The sequence below is a fragment of the Novosphingobium arvoryzae genome (genome assembly GCF_014652615.1).
In the GTDB taxonomy this organism is placed as follows: domain Bacteria; phylum Pseudomonadota; class Alphaproteobacteria; order Sphingomonadales; family Sphingomonadaceae; genus Novosphingobium; species Novosphingobium arvoryzae.
This window is the reverse complement of the sequence record NZ_BMZD01000001.1, coordinates 241,505-259,630: the sequence shown is the minus strand read 5'-3', so window position 1 is coordinate 259,630 and position 18,126 is coordinate 241,505. Positions and strand designations below refer to the sequence as shown.

Here is an 18,126-nt window from a genome sequence, read left to right as displayed (position 1 = left end):
GATTCGAAGCCGGACGGGGCAAGGCAGGGCCGGCGCGAGCAATCGCCGTCCAAGCCCCCTTCCGCTTCCCGTGCACGCAGGCCGGACGGCCAGACAGATCGATTCGCCCCCCGTTCGGGTCAATCACCGGCGGGCGAACCCGCGAGCGGACCGCCCGGCGGGCGCCCCGCACCGCACGGCCGACAGGCCTTTGCCGCGATCGACCTTGGCACCAACAATTGCCGGTTGCTGATCGCCCGCCCGGCGGGTGAACACTTCGTCGTGATCGACGCCTTCAGCCGCGTGGTGCGGCTGGGCGAGGGGCTGGCCCAGACCGGGCGGCTGAGCGATGCGGCGATGGATCGGGCGCTGGGTGCACTGCAAATCTGCGCCGACAAGCTGCGCCGGCGCGGGGTCCACCTCGCCCGCTCGGTGGCGACGGAGGCGTGCCGCCGTGCCGAGAACGGCCCGGCCTTCATCGAACGGGTCTATGAACGGACCGGAATCCGGCTCGATATCATCAGTGCCAAGGAGGAAGCGCGGCTGGCAGTGCTGGGTTGCCACCTGCTGCTGGAAGCCGGCGATGGCCCGGCGATGATCTTCGACATCGGCGGGGGATCGACCGAGCTGGTGCTGGTGGAAAGCATGAACGGCCAGGTGCCGCGGATTCGCGACTGGCAAAGCGTGCCCTGGGGCGTCGTTTCGCTGACCGAGACCTGCGGCGAAGAACCCGATACGGCCACCGGGCGCGCCGCGCGCTATGCCCGGATGCGCCAGCTGGTGCGCGATAGCCTGGCCCCCTTTGCCGAGCGGATCGCGGCCGCCCTGCGCGACGAACCGGCGGGGCTGCCGCTGCGCCTGCTGGGAACCAGCGGCACGGTGACGACGCTGGCGAGCCTGCACCTCGACCTGCCGCAATATGATCGCCGCGCGGTCGACGGGTTGATCGTGCCGGCCGAATCGATGCGCGGGATCAGTTCCAGCCTGGCCGACATGACGCCGGACCAGCGCCGCGCGCTGCCGTGTATCGGGCGCGAACGCAGCGACCTGGTGGTTGCGGGCTGCGCCATTCTGGAAACCATCCTCGATTTGTGGCCCGCCGACCGGCTGGGCGTCGCCGATCGCGGCATCCGCGAGGGCATCCTGCGCTCGCTGATGTCGGCCGAAGGCGCAGGCGAACGAACCCGTGCGGCGCTGCGCCGGATCAAGCGTGAAGGTGCGAAATGAGCAGATCCGGCGGCCCGGTCGAGAAACGGCTGAAAAAGGCAAAGGGGCGGACCGCCAGTTCGACCCGCTGGCTGACGCGCCAGCTCAACGATCCTTACGTGAAGGCCGCGCGCGATGCCGGATGGCGCAGCCGCGCCGCGTTCAAACTGATCGAGCTGGACGAAAAATTCGGCCTGATCCGGGGGGCGAATCGCGTGGTCGACCTGGGCATCGCTCCGGGCGGGTGGAGCCAGGTGGTGCGCAAACTGAACCCGCGCGCCGCCGTGGTCGGCATCGACCTGCTGGAAACCGATCCGATCGACGGCGTGACAATCTTCCAGATGGACTTCATGGCCGATGAAGCCCCCGCCGCGCTGATGGGGGCGCTGGACGGCGCGCCGGACCTCGTCATTTCCGACATGGCTGCCAACACCGTGGGCCACAAGCAGACCGACCACTTGCGGACGATGGGCCTCGTGGAGACGGCGGCCGACTTCGCGATCCAGAACCTGGCCCCCGGCGGCGCATTCGTGGCGAAAGTACTGGCGGGCGGGACCGATACCGACCTGCTCGGGCTGCTGAAGCGCCACTTCACCACCGTGAAGCACGCCAAGCCCCCTGCCAGCCGCAAGGATTCGTCCGAATGGTACGTGATCGCCCAGGGTTTCAAGGGGCAGGCTGAGCGCGGTGAGGACGCGGCCTAAGCCGGATCGCACACCGCGCGGCGATAGAGGTGCCAGGTCGCGTGGCCCAGCACCGGCAGGGCCACCAGCAAGCCCAGGAACGCCGGCAGCATCGCCGCGAACAACGTGACGGCGATCACCCCGGCCCAGACCAGCATCGTCAGCGAATTGGAGCGCACGACCGCCAGGCTGACGATGATCGCGGTCATGAAATCGACCTCACGGTGGACCAGCATCGGCAGGCTGACCACCGTGACCGCATAGAACGCCCAGGCCAGCACCGCTCCGACCGCGCCGCCGACCACCAGCATCATCATGCCAGCGCGCGTGCCGAACAGCGCCAGCGATTCGGTGCCGATCCCCGATTCGGCCAGGAATACCGCGAAGATGCCGTGCGCGATCATCAGCCAGAACCCGAAGGCGACGAACACGATCGCCCCCATGCTGACGATCTGGTCATCCCCGCCGCGCCCGCGCAGCGCGCCGAGCACCGCGCCCCAGGTCATCGGCAGGCCCGCCTCGCGGCGGCGGCTGACTTCGTAAAGACCGACCGCGATGAACGGGGCCAGCAGCGGAAAACCCGCCGCCGCCGGGACCAGCCAGGCGACCTCACCCCGATTGAACAGCGCGAAATAAAGGAACAGCCCCGCCGCGACATAGACGCCGGCGAAGAACAGGCCATACCCCGGACAGGCCCGGAAATCCCCCCAGCCCGCTGCCAGCGCGGCGCGCAGCTCCGCCCAGCCCAGATTCCTTGCCACCGTGACCGGCGCGATCTGCGCCTGATTTGCCGACGCCATGGCACACCCCTCCTTTGCCCATGCTGGCGGAAAGGTGCCTCAACTGCGCTTTGGCATCAAGCGCCGCGCACGCATGGCAAAAGGGGCAGAGCCTTGCGGCCCTGCCCCTTTTCCTGAACCGGTCGGTTCGGTGCGCTTACTTCGCCGCCTTGATGTAGGCGATGACGTCAGCCCGGTCCTGCGGGTTGCTGAGACCGGCGAAGGTCATCTTGTTGCCAGCCGCAAACGCGCGCGGGTTGGTCAGCCAGGCATCGAGCGTGGCATCATCCCACACGCCGCCCTTGCCCTTCAGCGCGTCGGAATAGGCAAAGCCGGCGGCATGGGCGCCAACCTTCGAACCGGCCACGCCGTTCAGGTTCGGACCGATGCCGTTGGCCCCGCCAGCGTTGACGGTGTGGCAGGCGACGCACTTCTTGAAGACCTGTTCGCCCTTGGCGGCATCGCCAACCACGGCAGCGGCCACTTCCGCACCCGCTTCCGCGCCTTCGGCAGCAGCGGGGACGGCGGGCAGCGGCAGGTTCGAACCCTGCGCGTTGAGGTAGACCATCAGATTGGCACGTTCAGCCGGATCGCTGATCCCGGCGAAGCTCATCTTGGTGCCTTCGGCGAACTTCTTGGGGTTGGTCAGCCATTCGTTCATGGTTGCCCAGTCCCACTTGCCGCCCTTGGCCTTCAGCGCATCGGAATAGGCAAAGCCGGCAACGTGGCCACCAACGGCCGCGCCGAACACGGCGTAGAGATTCGGACCAATGCCGTTCGCGCCGCCCTGGTTGATGGTGTGGCAGGCCACGCACTTCTTGAACGTGGCTTCACCCTTGGCCGCATCGGCCGTGGCCAGCAGCGCTTCGATCGCGACGGTCTTTTCACCGCCTTCAGCCGCAACGCCTTCAATCTCATAGCCCATCTTTTCCGGGCGGTGTTCCTTGTCAGCCTTGAAATAGTGGCCGCTGATGCTGGCGAGGCCGAGTGCGACGACGCCGGAAAACAGCGTCCAGCCAGCGATGGTATTAAAACGATCAGCCATGGAACATGCCCCGTGGGTAAAAGCCCTGCAATTGCGCGCCGCTCTAGTGGCGAGGCCGGACAAGTGCAAGAGCCATTGCGGCCTCTCTGTTTGCAGCCTAGCCATTGCGATCATGTTTTCACGATCTGACACGGGCGGGGGGATAATCGACGCATGAGCTGGGCCCCCGAAATCGAGGAACTGCGCCGCCGCGAAGCGCTGGCCGAGCAGATGGGCGGTGCCGAGAAAGTGGCCCGCCAGCACGCGCGCGGCAAGCTGGACGCCCGGGCGCGGATCGCCGGGCTGGTCGATGCCGGGTCGTTCCGCGAAATCGGCAAGATTGCGGGCAAGGGCCATTACGGCCCTGACGGTGAACTGCTGGACCTGTCCCCCAGCAACGTGATTTTCGGCCGTGCCAATATCGAAGGGCGGCCCGTGGTCGCCTCTGCCGATGACTTCACCGTGCGCGGCGGAGCGGCGGACGCGGCGATCCACCGCAAGTTCGTGCAATGCGAACAGATGGCCCACGCGCTGAAGATCCCGCTGATTCGCATGATCGACGGCACCGGCGGGGGCGGATCGGTGAAAACGCTGGAAGAAATCGGCGCGACCTATGTTCCGGCCACGCCCGGCTGGGGCGAGATCGTGAAGAACCTCGATACCGTGCCAGTCGTGGCGCTGGCGCTGGGGCCAACGGCAGGGCTGGGTGCGGCGCGAGTCGTCGCCAGCCACTATTCAATCATGGTCAAGGGCCTGTCGCAGCTGTTCGCCGCCGGTCCCGCCGTGGTCGAGGCGATTGGCGAGGCCAGCGACAAGGAATCGCTCGGCGGCAGCGCAATCCACACCCGCAACGGCGTGGTCGATGAGGAAGTGGCCGACGAGTACGAGGCCTTTGCCCGTGCCCGCCGCTTCCTGTCCTATCTGCCCGCCCACGTCGGCCAGCATGCCCCGCGCACCGCGCCGATCGATCCGGTGGACCGCCGCGACGAGGCGCTGCTGTCGATCGTCCCGCGCGAGGCCAAGCAGGTCTATTCGATGCGCCGCGTGCTGGAAGCGGTGTGCGATGCAGGCAGCGTGTTCGAAATGGGCCGGATGTGGGGGCGCGCCGCCATCACCGCCTTTGCCCGGCTGGATGGTTGGCCAGTCTGCGTGATCGCCAGCGACCCCAGCTACCTGGGCGGTTCATGGGAAGCGCGCACTAGCGAGAAGGTGGAGCGGTTCATCAAGCTGGCCGACCAGTTCCGCCTGCCGGTGGTCCACCTGGTCGACAACCCCGGCTTCATGATCGGCTCCGCCGCGGAAAGTGCGGGCACGATCCGCTATGGCGTCAACGCGATGAACGCGATCTACCGGGCGAGCGTGCCGCTGGCCTGCGTGCTCGTGCGCCGCGCCTATGGCATCGCAGGCAGCGCGATGAGCAATGCCGAGGCGTTCCAGTACCGCTTTGCCTGGCCTTCGGGCGACTGGGGCAGCCTGCCGATCGAAGGCGGGATCGAGGTCGCCTACAAGAGCGAGATCGAGGCCGCAGCGGACCCCGCCGCGCATCTCGACGCGATTCGCGAACGGCTGAACCGGGTGCGCAGCCCGTTCCGCACCGCCGAGAAGTTCGGGATTGAGGACATCATCGACCCGCGCGACACCCGCCCGCTGCTATGCGAGTTTGCCGGGCTGGCATGGGCGGCCCTGGGGGCCTGAGTTTCGCGCGAGATCAGGCGCCCAGATAGTCCGCCAGCGCGGCCTGCTGCGCGGCATCCAGCCGCAAGCCCAGCTTGGTGCGCCGCCACAGGATATCCTCCGCACTGACCGCCCATTCCGTCTGGCGCAGGTAATCGACCTCCGCCCCGGTCAGCCCGCCGCCGAAATCGCGGCCCAGCGCCTGCCAGCCCTCCGCGCCAGCCAGCCAGCGCTCGGCCCGCGTGCCATAGGCGCGGGCAATGCGGTCGACGCTGGCGGGATCGAGGAAGGGGTAGCGCTCGGCCAGATCGGTCATCAGCGCAGGCAGCCCGTCGATCGCGAAATCTCCACCCGGCAAGGGCGCACGCGTGGTCCAGCCCTTGCCACCGGCGGCCGGCAGGCGCTGGGCCAGCAGATCCACGGCCTCTTCCGCCAGATGGCGATACGTCGTGATCTTGCCGCCATAGACGCTGAGCAGCGGCGCCCCCTCGCCCGCATCGGACAAGTCCAGCCGGTATCCGCGCGTCGCCGCTTCGGGGCGGCCAGAGCCATCATCGATCAGCGGGCGCACTCCGGAATAGGTCCAGACCACGTCCGCCGGGGTGATCGCGGTGTTGAAGTACCGGCTCGCCCCGTCGCAGAGATAGGCGATCTCCTCGTCGCTGGCGCAAATCGGTGCACCGGGTTCCTGATCGCGGTCAGTCGTGCCGATCAGGGTGAAATCGCGCTCATAGGGAATCGCGAAGAAAATCCGTCCGTCCGCCAGCTGGAAGAAATAGGCGTAGGGGTGGTCGAACACCTTGCGCACCACGATGTGCGATCCGCGCACCAGCCGCATCCCGTAGTCGGGTGTCGTGCCGATCAGCCCGTCGACTTTCAGCACTGACGGCCCGGCGGCATTGACCAGCGCGGCGGCGTGGAACTGGCCAGAAGGCGTGTCGATCACCCAACCAGCGCCATCACGCCGCGCGGCAGTGACGGGGGTGCGGGTGCGCACTTCGGCCCCGCGCTCTGCCGCGTCGAGCGCGTTCAGCACGACCAGCCGCGCATCGTCGACCCAGCCGTCGCTGTATTCGAACGCCGGACCGAATTCCGCCTTCAGCGGCGCGCCTGCCGGGTGGCGTTTCAGGTCGATGCTGCGGGTGGCAGGCAGGCGCTTGCGCCCGCCGATGTGGTCATAGAGGAACAACCCCAGCCGCAGCAGCCAGCGCGGGCGCAGGCCCTTCACGTGCGGCAGGACGAAGCGCAGCGGGTGGATGATGTGCGGGGCAATGGCCCACAGCGCCTCGCGCTCGGTCAGCGATTCGCGGACCAGGCCGAACTCGTAATGCTCTAGATAGCGCAGCCCGCCGTGGATCAGCTTGGTTGAGGCAGAGGAGGTGCCCTGCGCCAGATCGCCTGCTTCCAGCAGCAGCACCTTGGCCCCGCGTCCTGCCGCGTCGCGGGCAATCCCCGCGCCGTTCACGCCGCCGCCAATCACGGCCAGATCGAATTGCGTCATGCCTGCAACCTCAATGCATCCCTGGGTCGGGCACCGGCCGCGCCACGCCCGGCGGCGTGATCCGGCGGAACAGCCGCCCCTTTTCGCTGTACAGCACCAGCACCAGCGCCAGCAGGCCGAACCCGAACAGCGCATAGGCCAGCGGCTGGGCGGTATCGTTGAACGCCGCCCCGACCATCGACCCCAGCACCGACCCGATCACCATGCGCAGGAACGATTGCAGCGACGAGGCCGCCCCGGCAATGCGGGCGAAAGGCTGGAGCGAAATCGATCCGAAGTTCGCGCCGATGAAGCCCATCAGGCACATGTTCGCGGTCATCAGGCCCACGAAGATCCAGATGCTTTCATGCTGGCTGTGCGCGTGCCAGACCTGCCCCGCGCCGACCGCGATATAGATCAGCAGCGCCGCATGCGACACGCGCCGCGCGCCGAACCGTTCCACGATCCGTGAGTTGGAGAAGTTCGCCAGCGCCATCGCCCCGGCCATCGCCGCGAAGAACAGCGGAAAGCGCTCACCCGCGCCGTAGTGCTCCGCAACCAGTTGCTGCGCGCTGTTGATGTAGCCGAACAGGCCGCCCAGCAGCACCGAGGTGCCCAGCACATAGCCGATGGCCGCGCGGTTGGTGGCCGATTCCCACATGTTCGCCGCGACCACGCCGGGTTCGATCCGCTGGCGGTATTCGGGCTTCAACGTTTCGGGCAGGCGCAGGAACACCCAGATCCAGATCGCCGCCGCCATCAGCGCCATGCCGCCAAAGATCCAGCGCCAGCTGGCCACCCACAACACCGCCTGGCCAAAGCTGGGGGCCAGCATCGGCACGATCATGAACACGACCGAGATGGTCGACATCGCCCGCGCCATGCGGTCCCCGCCGAACCGGTCGCGGATGATCGCGCCGGGCAGGACCGACAGGCCCGCGCTGCCCAGCGCCTGCAGCGCGCGCGCCACCAGCAGCATCGTGAAGTCGGTAACCAGCGCACAGGCCAGCCCCATCAGGATATAGATTGCCAGGCTGCCGAACAGCACACGCCGCCGCCCGAACCGGTCCGCCAGCGCGCCGGGGATCAGCGATCCGAAACCGGCGGCAATCAGGAACACGCCGACCACCAGCTGGCGAGCATTGGGATCGTCCTGCCCCAGGTCGCTGGCGATCACCCCCAGCGCGGGCAGCATCGAATCGATGCACATCGCCTGCAGGGCCATCAGCATGGCCATCATCGCGATAAACTCGCGCTCGCCCAGGCGGGCGTCGGCAGCTGGCGGGGCAAAGGACGACATCAGCCCCCAATGGCCCGATGTGACACCGCTGGCCAGACTCTTTTCGTATGCAGGGCGCACGCTATCATGCAGGCATGGCCGAACCGCCTCCCGACAGCGAACCGGACGACGATATCGCCCCCGGCCTGCGCAAGGTGATCCACATCGACATGGACGCCTTTTTCGCCAGCGTGGAACAGCGCGACGATCCCGCGTTGCGCGGCCAGCCGGTCGCGGTTGGCGGGGATGGGCCACGCGGCGTCGTGGCGGCGGCGAGTTACGAGGCGCGGCGCTATGGCGTGAAGTCGGCCATGGCCTCGGTCACGGCGCGGCGGCTTTGCCCGAAGCTGGTGTTCCGCCGCCCCCGGTTTGATGTTTACACCGCCGTATCGCGCCAGATCCGAGAGATCTTTCTGGACTATACCCCCCACGTCGAGCCGCTCAGTCTGGACGAGGCCTATCTTGACGTGACCGAGGATCTGAAGGGCATCGGCAGCGCCACCCGCATCGCCCAGCTGATCCGGGCGCGGATCAAGGCCGAAACCGCGCTGACCGCCAGCGCGGGCGTGTCCTACAACAAGTTCCTGGCCAAGCTGGCAAGCGACCAGAACAAGCCCGATGGCCTCTGCGTGATCCGCCCCGGCCAGGGCGCGCAGTTCGTCGCCGCGCTGCCGGTGCGGCGGTTCCACGGGGTTGGCCCGCGCGGGGCGGAGAAGATGGCGCAGCTGGGGATCGAAACCGGCGCGGACCTTGCCGCCAAGGACATCGATTTCCTGCGCCGCCACTTCGGCAGCCAGGCCGATTACCTCTACCGCGCGGCCCGCGGCATCGACCTGCGCCGGGTCAAGGCCAATCGCCCACGCAAGTCGGTCGGCGCCGAACGCACGTTCGAGCGCGACATTTCCGCCGGATCGGCGCTGCGCGAGACGCTGGAACGGATCATCGGCCTGACGTGGGAACGGATCGAGCGCAGCGGCGCGCAGGGCCGCACCGTGACGCTGAAGCTGAAGCACACCGATTTCACCGGCCTGACCCGCGCCCGCTCCACCGCACAGCCCGTCGCCAGCCGCGCCGAATTTGCCGCCATCGCCCACGCCCTGCTGGATGAAGTCGTGCCGCTGGCCCAGCCGATCCGGCTGATGGGGCTGACGCTATCGCACCTGGACGGCGAAGAGGACGCTACGCCGCCGCCGACTGGCCCCGACGCGCAGCTGTCGCTGCTGTGACCCAGTCCGCCAGATAGCGATCCACCAGATACGACAGGTCCGGCGGCAAGGCATCAAGCGCGAAGAACTCCGCCGCGATCACTTCGCGGCCATCGCCCGCTACCGTGCCAGTGGCCGTGCCGGTCACCAGATGGACGCGATTGATGGTGCCGTAGAGCGGCTCGTCCACTTGCCCGAACAGAATCGGAGCCGCCAGCGCGCAGCCCGTTTCCTCGGCCAGCTCGCGCAGGGCCGCCGCCAACGGGTCTTCTCCCCGGTCGACTCCGCCGCCCGGCAGCATCCAGCGTCCGCTACCGTAGGAATGCCGGATCAGCAGCACCCGCTCTGCCTCGTCAAAGGCCAGCACCCGGCACCCGATCAGCAGCGGCTTGCGCCATTGCCACCAGCGAATCCGCACCGCATGGGCCAGCGTCAGGCCGGCGCGGTGCAGGGGGGCGGGGATCAGGTGAAGCATGTCACCGGTTGATGCGCCGCCGCCAGCAGGCGCGCAACCGGCAAATCGTGTTCACCCCGGATCGCGGCGTCAAACACCGCGCGCTTGTCCGCCCCGCGCATCACGAACAGCAGCGCATCGCTGTTCAGCAGTGCCGGGATCGTCAGGCTGAGCCGCGCGAACGGCGCTTCCGGCGGCAAGGGATCAGGCACCAGCTGCCGCAGCATCTGGGGATCGTCCACTTGCGGATCGGTGTTGGGAAACAGCGAGGCAATGTGCCCGTCCGCGCCCATCCCCAGCCAGGTCAGCGCGAAATGCGGCGGCACGGCATCTTCAGCCAAGGCGACCACCCGCGCACCCAGCGGCTCCAGCGCCGCGCGGATGCGGCCGACGTTGCTGGCAGGGTGATCCTCGGCCACGATCCGGTCATCCCCCGGCCAGACCGCGATCCGCGACCAGTCCAGATCGCGATCCGCCAGCGCGGCGAGAATCGGGAACGGGGTTGAACCGCCGGGGATCGTGATCGCAATTTCGCCCTCGCTCTCGCCCAGCGCCTGTTCCAGCCGCTCCGCCAGCCACGCCGCAATGGCGCTGTCGTCAGCGCCTTCGATGATCGTCACATTTGCCATGCTGGACGCAATAGCACCGCCGCCCGGTGGCCGGAACGGCGGTGCAATGGTATTCTTTTGTGCTGCCAGTTGCGCGGTTACTTCAGCAATTGCCCCAGGAACCACACCCGCTGTTCGGCCTGATCGGTCCAATCGTCGATCACCCCGTCGGTGGCGTTGTCTCCTGCCGCACCAGCCGCCGCCTTGGTTTCGCGCAGCGCGGCGATCAGCGTTTCGTTGTCGGCCTTCAGCTGGGCGATCATCGCTGCGGCCGAGAGATCGGCGTCATCCTCGTCCTTGATCCGGCTCTTGCCAGCAATCGCGCCGATCGACGTCAGCGTGGCAGCGCCGTTCTTGCGGACGCGTTCGGCGATCAGGTCGGTCAGCGCGAAGATCTCGGCGGCCTGTTCGTCGAACAACAGGTGCAGATCGCGAAACTGCGGGCCGCCGACGTGCCAATGGAAATTCTTGGTCTTGATGTAGAGCGCGAAACAATCGGCGAGCAGCGCGTTCAGGCTGTCGACCAATGCGGCCTTGGCGTTGTGATTACCCATGATCTTGCCCTTTCCCTCAGTGATGGCTGCTTCTACCGCCGCACCGAAAATCATTCAAAACGATTAAAATGGAAAGTTTGATCGCATTGAGCGATTATATCCGCCCGGTCGCCCGCAGCGCCAGCACCGCGGCCACCACCAGCACAACCGCGCCCAAGCCGCGCCGCAGCGGGACGACCGAACGCTGTGCCAGCGCCCCCGCCGCGATCCAGCCAGCCGCGATCACACCGGCACCCCCGGCCGCGCCGCCCAGTGCGGCAGGCAGGATCGCACCGGTCGCCACCGCAATTCCGAACAGCATGAAGCGGGCCGCATCGGTCAGTTGCTGGACGAACAGCACCAACGCGAATGCCCCCAGCGAATCGGTCGGCTCCCTGGGCGTCGGGCTGGCCCGCGCGATCAGCATTTCCGCGCCCGCCAGCCCCAGCGCCAGCGCCGCCAGAAACAGCCGCGCATTGCCGTTCAGCATGGGAATGACCAGCGCCGCGCCGCCCGCCGCGATGCCCGCTGTCAGCGCCGCACTGGCCGCGCCGACCAGCAACACCGCCGGACGCTGCCCGCGCCGATGGCTCAGCGCAGCGACCAGCAACTGATCGCGCGCGCCGATCCCGGTGACGAGCAGGGCAATGAAGGCAAACAGAAATCCTGACACCGCGCCGTGCTGCCAAGGTGCAGGGCGTGCGGTCAAGCGAAACAGGCAGTTACCCCAGCAGGCTGCGCGATTCGGCGATGGCGGCGATCCCGCGCTGGCCGCCCTGCCGGTCCAGCTGGACGACGATGTCGATCACCGATGCGGCATATTCCAGCGTTTCCGCGCGGGTCAGGCCAATGCCGGTCTGCATCGCCATCAGCGCGATCTGTTCCAGCGCCCCGCGCGGGGTATTGGCGTGGACTGTGGAAAATGACCCCGGATGCCCGGTATTGATCGCGCGCAGGAAGCTGACCGTTTCCGTGCCGCGCAACTCGCCCAGCACGATCCTGTCGGGCCGCAGCCGCAGCGCGGCCTGGAGCAAGTCGTTGGCCGAAACCTTGGCTTCGCCCAGTTCGCCCTTCACCGCGATCAGGCCGACGCCGTTGGCCCCCGGCAGGCGCAGTTCGGCGGTATCTTCCACCAGCACGATGCGTTCCTGCACCGGAATTTCGCGCAGCAGGGCGTTGAGGAACGTGGTCTTGCCGGTCGAGGTGCCGCCCGCGATCAGGATCGTGCGGCGGCGGCGCACGGCATCGCGCAGAAAGGCAATCGGCTCTGCCAGCGGATCGGGTACAGGGGTATCCGGCGCGAGGGTGATCGGCCCGCGATCATAGGCGTCGAGCGGCAGATCGAGCAGGCGGTGGCGGCGAATCGCCAGCGCCCAGTGCCGCCGCGTGGCGGGCGGGCCGCAAAGCTGGATGCGCGCGCCGTCGGGCAGGGTTGCCGCCAGCAGCGGATGCTCACGGTTGATGCCCTGATGGCTGACGCGGGCGACCTGTTCGGCCAGCCGTTGCAGCAGCTGGTCGGTCACTTCGGGCAGGGCGATGCGCTGCATTCCGGCTTGCGCCGCGTCCTCCACCCACAATTCGCCCGGCGCGTTGACCAGCAATTCGGTCACCGTCTCGCGCTCCAGCCAGGGGCGGAACGGGGCAAGGTAGGCGTCAAGATAGACGCTGCGCGGCGGCGCGGGCGCGGCCACCGGCAGCACCAGCGGGGCCGTGCTCATTCCCCGCTGACCCGCGAAAAGTCGAGGTCACGGGCGGTGAACACCCGGATCGGCTGCCCCTGGCGCACGCGCACCGTGGGGCCGATCTGGCCGGACTGGCCGACCGCTGCGGCCGCGGCGGATTGCCCGCCCCCCGCAATGATCACCCCGGCATTGCCGCCCAGCGCCGACAGTCCGCCAACCACCGACAGCAGCATGGCCGAGCCGAACCGTTCGAAGAAATGCGTGTTGACCTTGCCCGCCAGCCCGGTTTCCCCTGCAAAGCCAACGGCGGGCGAGGCGATGTTGACCGAGACGCCATCAGGCCGGATCAGCCGCGTCCAGATCACATAGGCGCGCTTTTGCCCCGCCTGCAGCCCGCTCTTGTACTGACCGATCAGCCGCGAGGAACGCGGGACCAGCACGCGGCTGCCATCGAACGAACGCACATCGACCGACACGACCGCGCGGACATAGCCCGGCACGTCGGTATCGATCGCGGTTTCCAGCACGGCGGGGATCAGCGTGCCCTGCGTGACCGTGGTCTTGGGGTCGAAGCTGGCGGCGGCGGTCGCGGCAGACCCGCCGACCCCGCCGATCCGGGTCGCAAAATCATCCGCGCCATTGCCGCTGGCACCCGCAGGCGCCGCAACTGGCGCGGCAGGAGCGCCTATCGGCACCGGCAGCGAACTCGCGTCGAACACGACCGTGGGCGATGCCGCCGGGTTGCTGGCCGGCGCGGCCAGCGCCGCGCCCTGTGGCGGGGCCGCCAGCACGGCCTGCTGGGGCGGCGCGGCAAGGTTTGGATCGCCCGCTGGCGTGATCGCGGCGGCGGGCACGACGGGTGCGGCTTCAACTGGCGGCGGCGCGGCAGCGGGGACAGGCTGCGGAGCCGCAACCGGCTGCTGGCCGGTGCGCGCGGCATCCATGCTCCACAGCGTCACCCCGCCCAGCACCGCAACCAGCGTAACCCCGGCAAAAATCCCCAGCCCCTCGCCGCGCGGCTTGCGCTGGGTGACGGCGGGCAGGACGTTGCGCGTGGTAAGGTCGATGATCTCGGCCCCCTGGCACTCGCGCGGATCGTGGTCGTCCTGCGGGGCAATGCGTTCGGGCAAGCGGTTGGCGCGCATGGCTTACTGCTCCTTTGCCGGCGCGGCGGGCAGGGCGGCGAGCGCGGGCTGCTTGCGCGGGGGACCGGCGTTCTCGATGGTGGCAAAGTCCTTGCCCGATCGCAGCACGATCAGCCCCGGCACCCCATCGATCACGATCACGTCGCCGCGCACGGCAAAGTTGACCGGGCCTTCGGTGCCCGCCTCGTCGCGGATCTGGATCGCGGGGATCGGCGTGCTGGCGGACCATTGCAGATAGGTCGCCATGCCATCGTCATAGACCCGCGCGGGCAGCAGCGCCGCCTTGCCCTTGCTGCGCCAGGCGAAGTTCAACGTCGCGGGATCGACCGGCTGGTCCGCGCCCTTGGCGGCAATTACCTGCGATTCCTCCGCCGTCAGCGCGGGAGTAGCGGCCGCCTGCACCGGCTTCGGCTCGTCCGGATACTTGAAGCGCAGCACATAGAGCGGCGCGGCGGATGCACCCGACACGAGGTCGAAGAAATAAGTCCGGCGGTCCGTCACCACAGTCATGTTGGTCTGGGCGCGGACGGCCAGCGGCTTCACGAACAGCAGGTTCGCGCGCTTGTTGGGCGTGACCTGCCAACTGTTCGAATCGCCGATGGCGACGTTCTCGATCCGCTCATCCTCGGCAAAGGCGATCGAGGCCTGGACGCCCAGCTTGCCCTCGACCCGGACCACCTCGTCCGGATTGAACAGGCGCGTGGCAAGGCGGGCGTCTTTCGCCAAAAGCGGCGAGGCCGTGGCCGCCAGCAAGGCAGCGGTCAGCAGCGGAATGCGGATCATCGAATCATCTCCCGAACGGGGTTGCTCGGCTGGGAACGGAACCGGCTGCCGATCCCGCGCGCGCGGCGATTGGACAGCGGAGGCAAGGCAGGCGCACCGCTGGGCGCGGCTAGCTGGGTAATGACAGTGCGGCTGGTGCGGGACGGGGCGGAACTGCTGGCCAGAGCGGCTGCGCCATCGGCGGTCATCACCGGCGCGGCGACCAGCGCGGAGCGGCGCCCCGAATTCGCGGCGGCGGCGAGCGGAGCATAGGGCGTGGCAGCGGCACCGGCTGGTGCGGGAGCAGCCGGGGCCGCATCGCCGCTTTCCGCCGGATCGGACTTGGCCAGCCCGAACACCTGCCAGCCGGACACCACCGACCCGGAGACTTTCAGCACCATCGCCATCAGCGCGACATGGACCGATGCGATCATGAACAGCGCCAGCGCGGCGCGGCCATCGACCCCGCCTTCGGCCGAACGGAGTGCGGCGACGACGGGGATCAGCAGTTCCATCACGATCCCGCCGCCCGTCACCACGAACAGCGGCGTCACCGCAGTCAGCACCACGCCGCGCAGCCACCCGGCGGTGAGGCCGCGCGTGCCGCCGAACAGGGCGAACACTACGAACACCGGGCCTACCGCCAGCAGCACCGCCAGCGCGATCCGCGCCGTCACCAGCACGCCCACCGTGCCGAGCAACAGCAGCAGCGCGCCCAGCCACATCAGGTTGCCGGGGGTAAAGCTGCCGCCCGCCGCCTGCCCGCTGGGCTCGCCATTGGTCGCGCCGGGCTGGGCGACTTCGGCGATGGCGGCAAAGATAATGTCGATCCGGTCGGCGAAGATCTGCGTGGCAGAGCCTTTCGCACCGGTCAGCACGCTGGCGATCTGGTCCGGCGCGCCGATCGCCAGGTTCCAGACCACGCTTTGATAGGCGACCCAGCTGGTCGCGAACGTCAGCACCAGCCCCAGCGTCATCATGCGCGGGGTCAGCGCAGAAATCCCGATCCGGCTGCGGCCGGTCAGCAGCGAGACGGCAAAGAACGCGATGTACAGCGTCAGCAGGATCGTCAGCGCCGGAACCAGCGCGCCGTCACCGCCGAACAGCCGTCCGAACGCCGCCGCCGTGGTTTCACTGGCCAGGCAATCGACCGCGCGCAGCGCCGGGGCGACCCCGGCGGCGGCGTTGGCGGCCAGAGTTTCGCAGGCGCTCATTCCGCCGCCTCGGTCCACAGATCGGCTTGCGTGTCACCCGGCCAGAGTTCACCGGTCAGCGCCGGATACCACGCGGCAGGCGCATCGCCATATTCGGCGCGCAGGGCGTCCAGACGGCGCACGGTGCTTTCACGGCCCGACAGCAGGGTGAGCACTTCGGGCATGCCCGACAAGTCCAGCCGCACCACGACCGAGGCGTCGGGCTGGCGGATCAGAAAGCAGCGGCTGCGCGCGGGCAGGGTGCGGATCAGGTCCAGTTCGTGCGCGGTCAGGCCAAACCCTTCGCAGTAATCCTCCGCCCGCGCGCGAGCGTTGGGCATGAAGATCATCGTTGCGGTCTGCTCGACCAATGCCGTCGAAATCCGGCTGTCGAGCGCATCGCGCGCGCTTTGCGTGGCGAAGCCGACCAGCGCGTTGCGCTTGCGCAGGGTCTTCAACCAGTCGCGGATGCGGGCGGCGAAAACCTCGTCGTCGAGCGCCTTCCAGCCCTCGTCGATCAGGATCATCGTGGGCTCGCCGTCCAGCCGCTCCTCGATCCGGTGGAACAGGTACATCATCACCGGAGTGCGCAGGCGCGGGGTCTCCAGCAGTGCGGTCATGTCGAACCCCAGCGTGCGGGCGGACAGGTCCAGCCGGTCATCGGCGTTGTCGAACAGCCAGCCATGCTCGCCATCCCCGATCCAGGCGTCCAGCCGGCTGGCGAGATCGCCGGGCTGCGGACGGCGCGTGCCGGCCAGCAACTCGCGGAAGTGGCTGAGGCGGCGCAAGGCCGGATCGTTGGCATAAGCGGCATCGACCGCCGCGCTGATCGTCGCCAGTTCCTCCGGCCCGGACGCGCCCAGCAGCACGCCCAGCCAGTCGCGCAGGAACGCACGGTTAAGCGGCGAATCGGGCAGGGCGAGCGGATTAAACCCGCTGGGGCTGCCCGCCGCGATCCGGCTGTAACGTCCGCCGATTCCGCGCACGAACACTTCCGCGCCGCGATCCTTGTCGAACAGGATGGTGCGGGGAGAAAACTTCTGCGCCTGCGCGGCCAGGAAGTTCATCACCACGGTCTTGCCCGAACCCGACGGGCCGATCACCGTGAAGTTGCCCAGATCACCGTTGTGGAAATTGAAGAAGAACGGCGTGGAGCTGGTCGTCTGGAGCAGAGTCACCGCATCGCCCCAGTGGTTCCCGCTCGCCTGCCCCAGCGCGTGGCCGTGGAGCGAGCCGAAACAGGCCATGTTGGCGCTGGAAATCAGCGCGCGGCGTACCACCAGATCCTCGTTGCCGGGGAACTGGCCCCAGAAGCACGGCTCCAGGTTGACGTCCTCGCGCACGGCAATCGCCCCGGCATCGGCCAGCGCGGCGGCGCAGGCAGCGGCCGTTTCGTCCAGCGTATCCAGCCGGTCCGACCGCACCAGCACCGACAGGTGGTGATCGCCAAAGCCGACCGCGCCCACGCCCAGCGCATCGCGCGCGGCCTGCATTTCGCGGCGCTCCGCCATGGCTTCCTCGTCTGCCGAGCGCAGGCGGCGAATGGCAAGGTCGATCCGTTCGCGCGCGACCTGCCGGTCGGCGGGGGCATAGCTTTCGGTCAGGACCAGCTCGCACGGCAGGCGCAGCAGCGCGTCAGTCAGGCCGGGGCCGGTGCCGTCGGGATAGTCCTTCAGGCTGATCATCGCGGCAAAGCTGGCATCGCCCGCGCCCCGCTGTTCCAGCGCATCGAGGCCGAAATTGATCCGCTTGTAGGGCAGCATCCGCCCCAGATCCGTGTCCTCTGCCGGACGCCGCACCGGGCGCATTTCACCGTTGGTCAGCGCGGAGAGCAGCTCCAGCCCTTCGCTGCACCGCCCGCCCGCGCCGTCGTAATCACCCAGCAGCCGCGCGCCATAGCTGCCCAGCGAGGCGACCATCGCACTGGCGGCGGCCCGCAGCGCGCGGACATCCGCCGGATCGGCCTCGATCCGGTCCGCGCCGCGCTGCCTGAACATCCGGCCGATCCGCTCCGGCCAGCCCGCCCTGCCGCGCGCCGGGCGGCGCACCAGCGTGACGAACTGGTCGTTCACGAACAAGGCCCCGCCCGCCAGCTTGTCACGCCAGCGCGCGTCGATATGCGCGGCGATGGGATCGTCGAACCGCGCGTCCAGTTCCACATGGACCCGGCGGCGCACGACATGGTGATAGAGCACGAACCGCGCATCGAGCGCGCTGCGCAGCAACACTTCGCGGGTGGCAGCATGGGCGTTCAGCTCATCGCTGTCCGCCGTTTCAAAGCTGAGCCCCGGCACCAGCAGCGACAGCATGACCGATCCATCGCGCAGCAGCACGATGTTATCGTCGAGTAGCCGCAGATAGGGCAGCCGGTCGCCCACCAGGGCCTCCTTGCGGCCCCAGCTGGCGATGGATTCGGCCTTGCCGGAAAAGATACCCATTA

At 68.4% G+C, this 18,126-nt stretch carries 17 protein-coding genes; 4 read left to right on the top strand and 13 right to left on the bottom strand.

The genetic code is table 11. The features are described from left to right. Window positions 1-225: 225 nt before the first annotated feature. Both IE113_RS01300 and IE113_RS01295 read left to right on the top strand, forming a co-directional pair. Complete coding sequence (locus IE113_RS01300; protein WP_444544205.1) at window positions 226-1,206, top strand: Ppx/GppA phosphatase family protein; 981 nt, start codon at window positions 226-228, stop codon at window positions 1,204-1,206. Further along, the gene (locus IE113_RS01295; protein WP_189538616.1) at window positions 1,203-1,889 is read left to right on the top strand and encodes an RlmE family RNA methyltransferase; all 687 of its coding nucleotides are present in this window, start codon (window positions 1,203-1,205) and stop codon (window positions 1,887-1,889) included. The genes IE113_RS01300 and IE113_RS01295 overlap by 4 nt, the downstream gene beginning before the upstream one ends. On the opposite strand, the gene IE113_RS01290 is transcribed toward IE113_RS01295, so the two are convergent. Both IE113_RS01290 and IE113_RS16425 read right to left on the bottom strand, forming a co-directional pair. Next, window positions 1,886-2,668 (bottom strand): DUF2189 domain-containing protein, encoded by a 783-nt coding sequence (locus tag IE113_RS01290; protein WP_189538615.1) that lies wholly within the window; start codon window positions 2,666-2,668, stop codon window positions 1,886-1,888. The two genes, IE113_RS01295 and IE113_RS01290, sit on opposite strands and share 4 nt — an antisense overlap. A 136-nt stretch (window positions 2,669-2,804) precedes the next feature. Beyond that, the gene (locus IE113_RS16425; RefSeq protein WP_189538614.1) at window positions 2,805-3,692 is read right to left on the bottom strand and encodes a c-type cytochrome; all 888 of its coding nucleotides are present in this window, start codon (window positions 3,690-3,692) and stop codon (window positions 2,805-2,807) included. 153 nt (window positions 3,693-3,845) lie between these two features. On the opposite strand from IE113_RS16425, the gene IE113_RS01280 reads away from it, so the two are divergent. Continuing rightward, window positions 3,846-5,366: an acyl-CoA carboxylase subunit beta gene (locus tag IE113_RS01280; protein WP_189538613.1), complete on the top strand. Its 1,521-nt coding sequence runs from the start codon at window positions 3,846-3,848 to the stop codon at window positions 5,364-5,366. A 13-nt stretch (window positions 5,367-5,379) separates the two neighbouring features. Here the strand turns inward: IE113_RS01280 and IE113_RS01275 are convergent, their stop codons facing one another. Both IE113_RS01275 and IE113_RS01270 read right to left on the bottom strand, forming a co-directional pair. After that, window positions 5,380-6,846, bottom strand: coding sequence for a glycerol-3-phosphate dehydrogenase (locus IE113_RS01275; RefSeq protein ID WP_189538612.1), 1,467 nt, complete (start codon window positions 6,844-6,846; stop codon window positions 5,380-5,382). 10 nt (window positions 6,847-6,856) lie between these two features. Beyond that, window positions 6,857-8,125 (bottom strand): multidrug effflux MFS transporter, encoded by a 1,269-nt coding sequence (locus IE113_RS01270; RefSeq protein ID WP_189538611.1) that lies wholly within the window; start codon window positions 8,123-8,125, stop codon window positions 6,857-6,859. A 74-nt stretch (window positions 8,126-8,199) separates the two neighbouring features. Here IE113_RS01270 and dinB point away from each other — a divergent pair, with 74 nt between their 5' ends. After that, entirely contained in the window at window positions 8,200-9,330 is a 1,131-nt protein-coding gene (gene dinB / locus IE113_RS01265; RefSeq protein WP_189538610.1) for a DNA polymerase IV, read from the top strand. Here the strand turns inward: dinB and IE113_RS01260 are convergent. The 9 genes from IE113_RS01260 to IE113_RS01220 form a co-directional block, all read right to left on the bottom strand. Next, window positions 9,284-9,784, bottom strand: a complete 501-nt coding sequence (locus IE113_RS01260; RefSeq protein ID WP_189538609.1) for an NUDIX domain-containing protein — start codon at window positions 9,782-9,784, stop codon at window positions 9,284-9,286. The genes dinB and IE113_RS01260 overlap by 47 nt on opposite strands. Further along, window positions 9,772-10,392, bottom strand: a complete 621-nt coding sequence (locus IE113_RS01255) for a 6-phosphogluconolactonase (RefSeq protein ID WP_189538608.1) — start codon at window positions 10,390-10,392, stop codon at window positions 9,772-9,774. The genes IE113_RS01260 and IE113_RS01255 overlap by 13 nt, the downstream gene beginning before the upstream one ends. Before the next feature lie 77 nt (window positions 10,393-10,469). Further along, window positions 10,470-10,925, bottom strand: coding sequence for a Dps family protein (locus tag IE113_RS01250; RefSeq protein WP_189538607.1), 456 nt, complete (start codon window positions 10,923-10,925; stop codon window positions 10,470-10,472). 94 nt (window positions 10,926-11,019) lie between these two features. Then, window positions 11,020-11,577, bottom strand: a complete 558-nt coding sequence (locus IE113_RS01245; RefSeq protein WP_189538606.1) for a hypothetical protein — start codon at window positions 11,575-11,577, stop codon at window positions 11,020-11,022. A 49-nt stretch (window positions 11,578-11,626) separates the two neighbouring features. Next, window positions 11,627-12,622, bottom strand: coding sequence for an ATPase, T2SS/T4P/T4SS family (locus tag IE113_RS01240; RefSeq protein ID WP_189538605.1), 996 nt, complete (start codon window positions 12,620-12,622; stop codon window positions 11,627-11,629). Further along, window positions 12,619-13,731, bottom strand: coding sequence for a TrbI/VirB10 family protein (locus tag IE113_RS01235; protein WP_189538604.1), 1,113 nt, complete (start codon window positions 13,729-13,731; stop codon window positions 12,619-12,621). The genes IE113_RS01240 and IE113_RS01235 overlap by 4 nt, the downstream gene beginning before the upstream one ends. 3 nt (window positions 13,732-13,734) lie before the next feature. After that, on the bottom strand, window positions 13,735-14,514 hold the full coding sequence (locus IE113_RS01230) for a TrbG/VirB9 family P-type conjugative transfer protein (RefSeq protein ID WP_189538603.1): 780 nt from the start codon (window positions 14,512-14,514) through the stop codon (window positions 13,735-13,737). Next, window positions 14,511-15,707, bottom strand: coding sequence for a TrbL/VirB6 family protein (locus tag IE113_RS01225; RefSeq protein ID WP_189538602.1), 1,197 nt, complete (start codon window positions 15,705-15,707; stop codon window positions 14,511-14,513). The genes IE113_RS01230 and IE113_RS01225 overlap by 4 nt, the downstream gene beginning before the upstream one ends. Further along, window positions 15,704-18,124, bottom strand: coding sequence for a VirB4 family type IV secretion/conjugal transfer ATPase (locus IE113_RS01220; protein WP_189538601.1), 2,421 nt, complete (start codon window positions 18,122-18,124; stop codon window positions 15,704-15,706). Before IE113_RS01220 ends, IE113_RS01225 begins: the two co-directional genes overlap by 4 nt. Window positions 18,125-18,126: the final 2 nt, after the last annotated feature.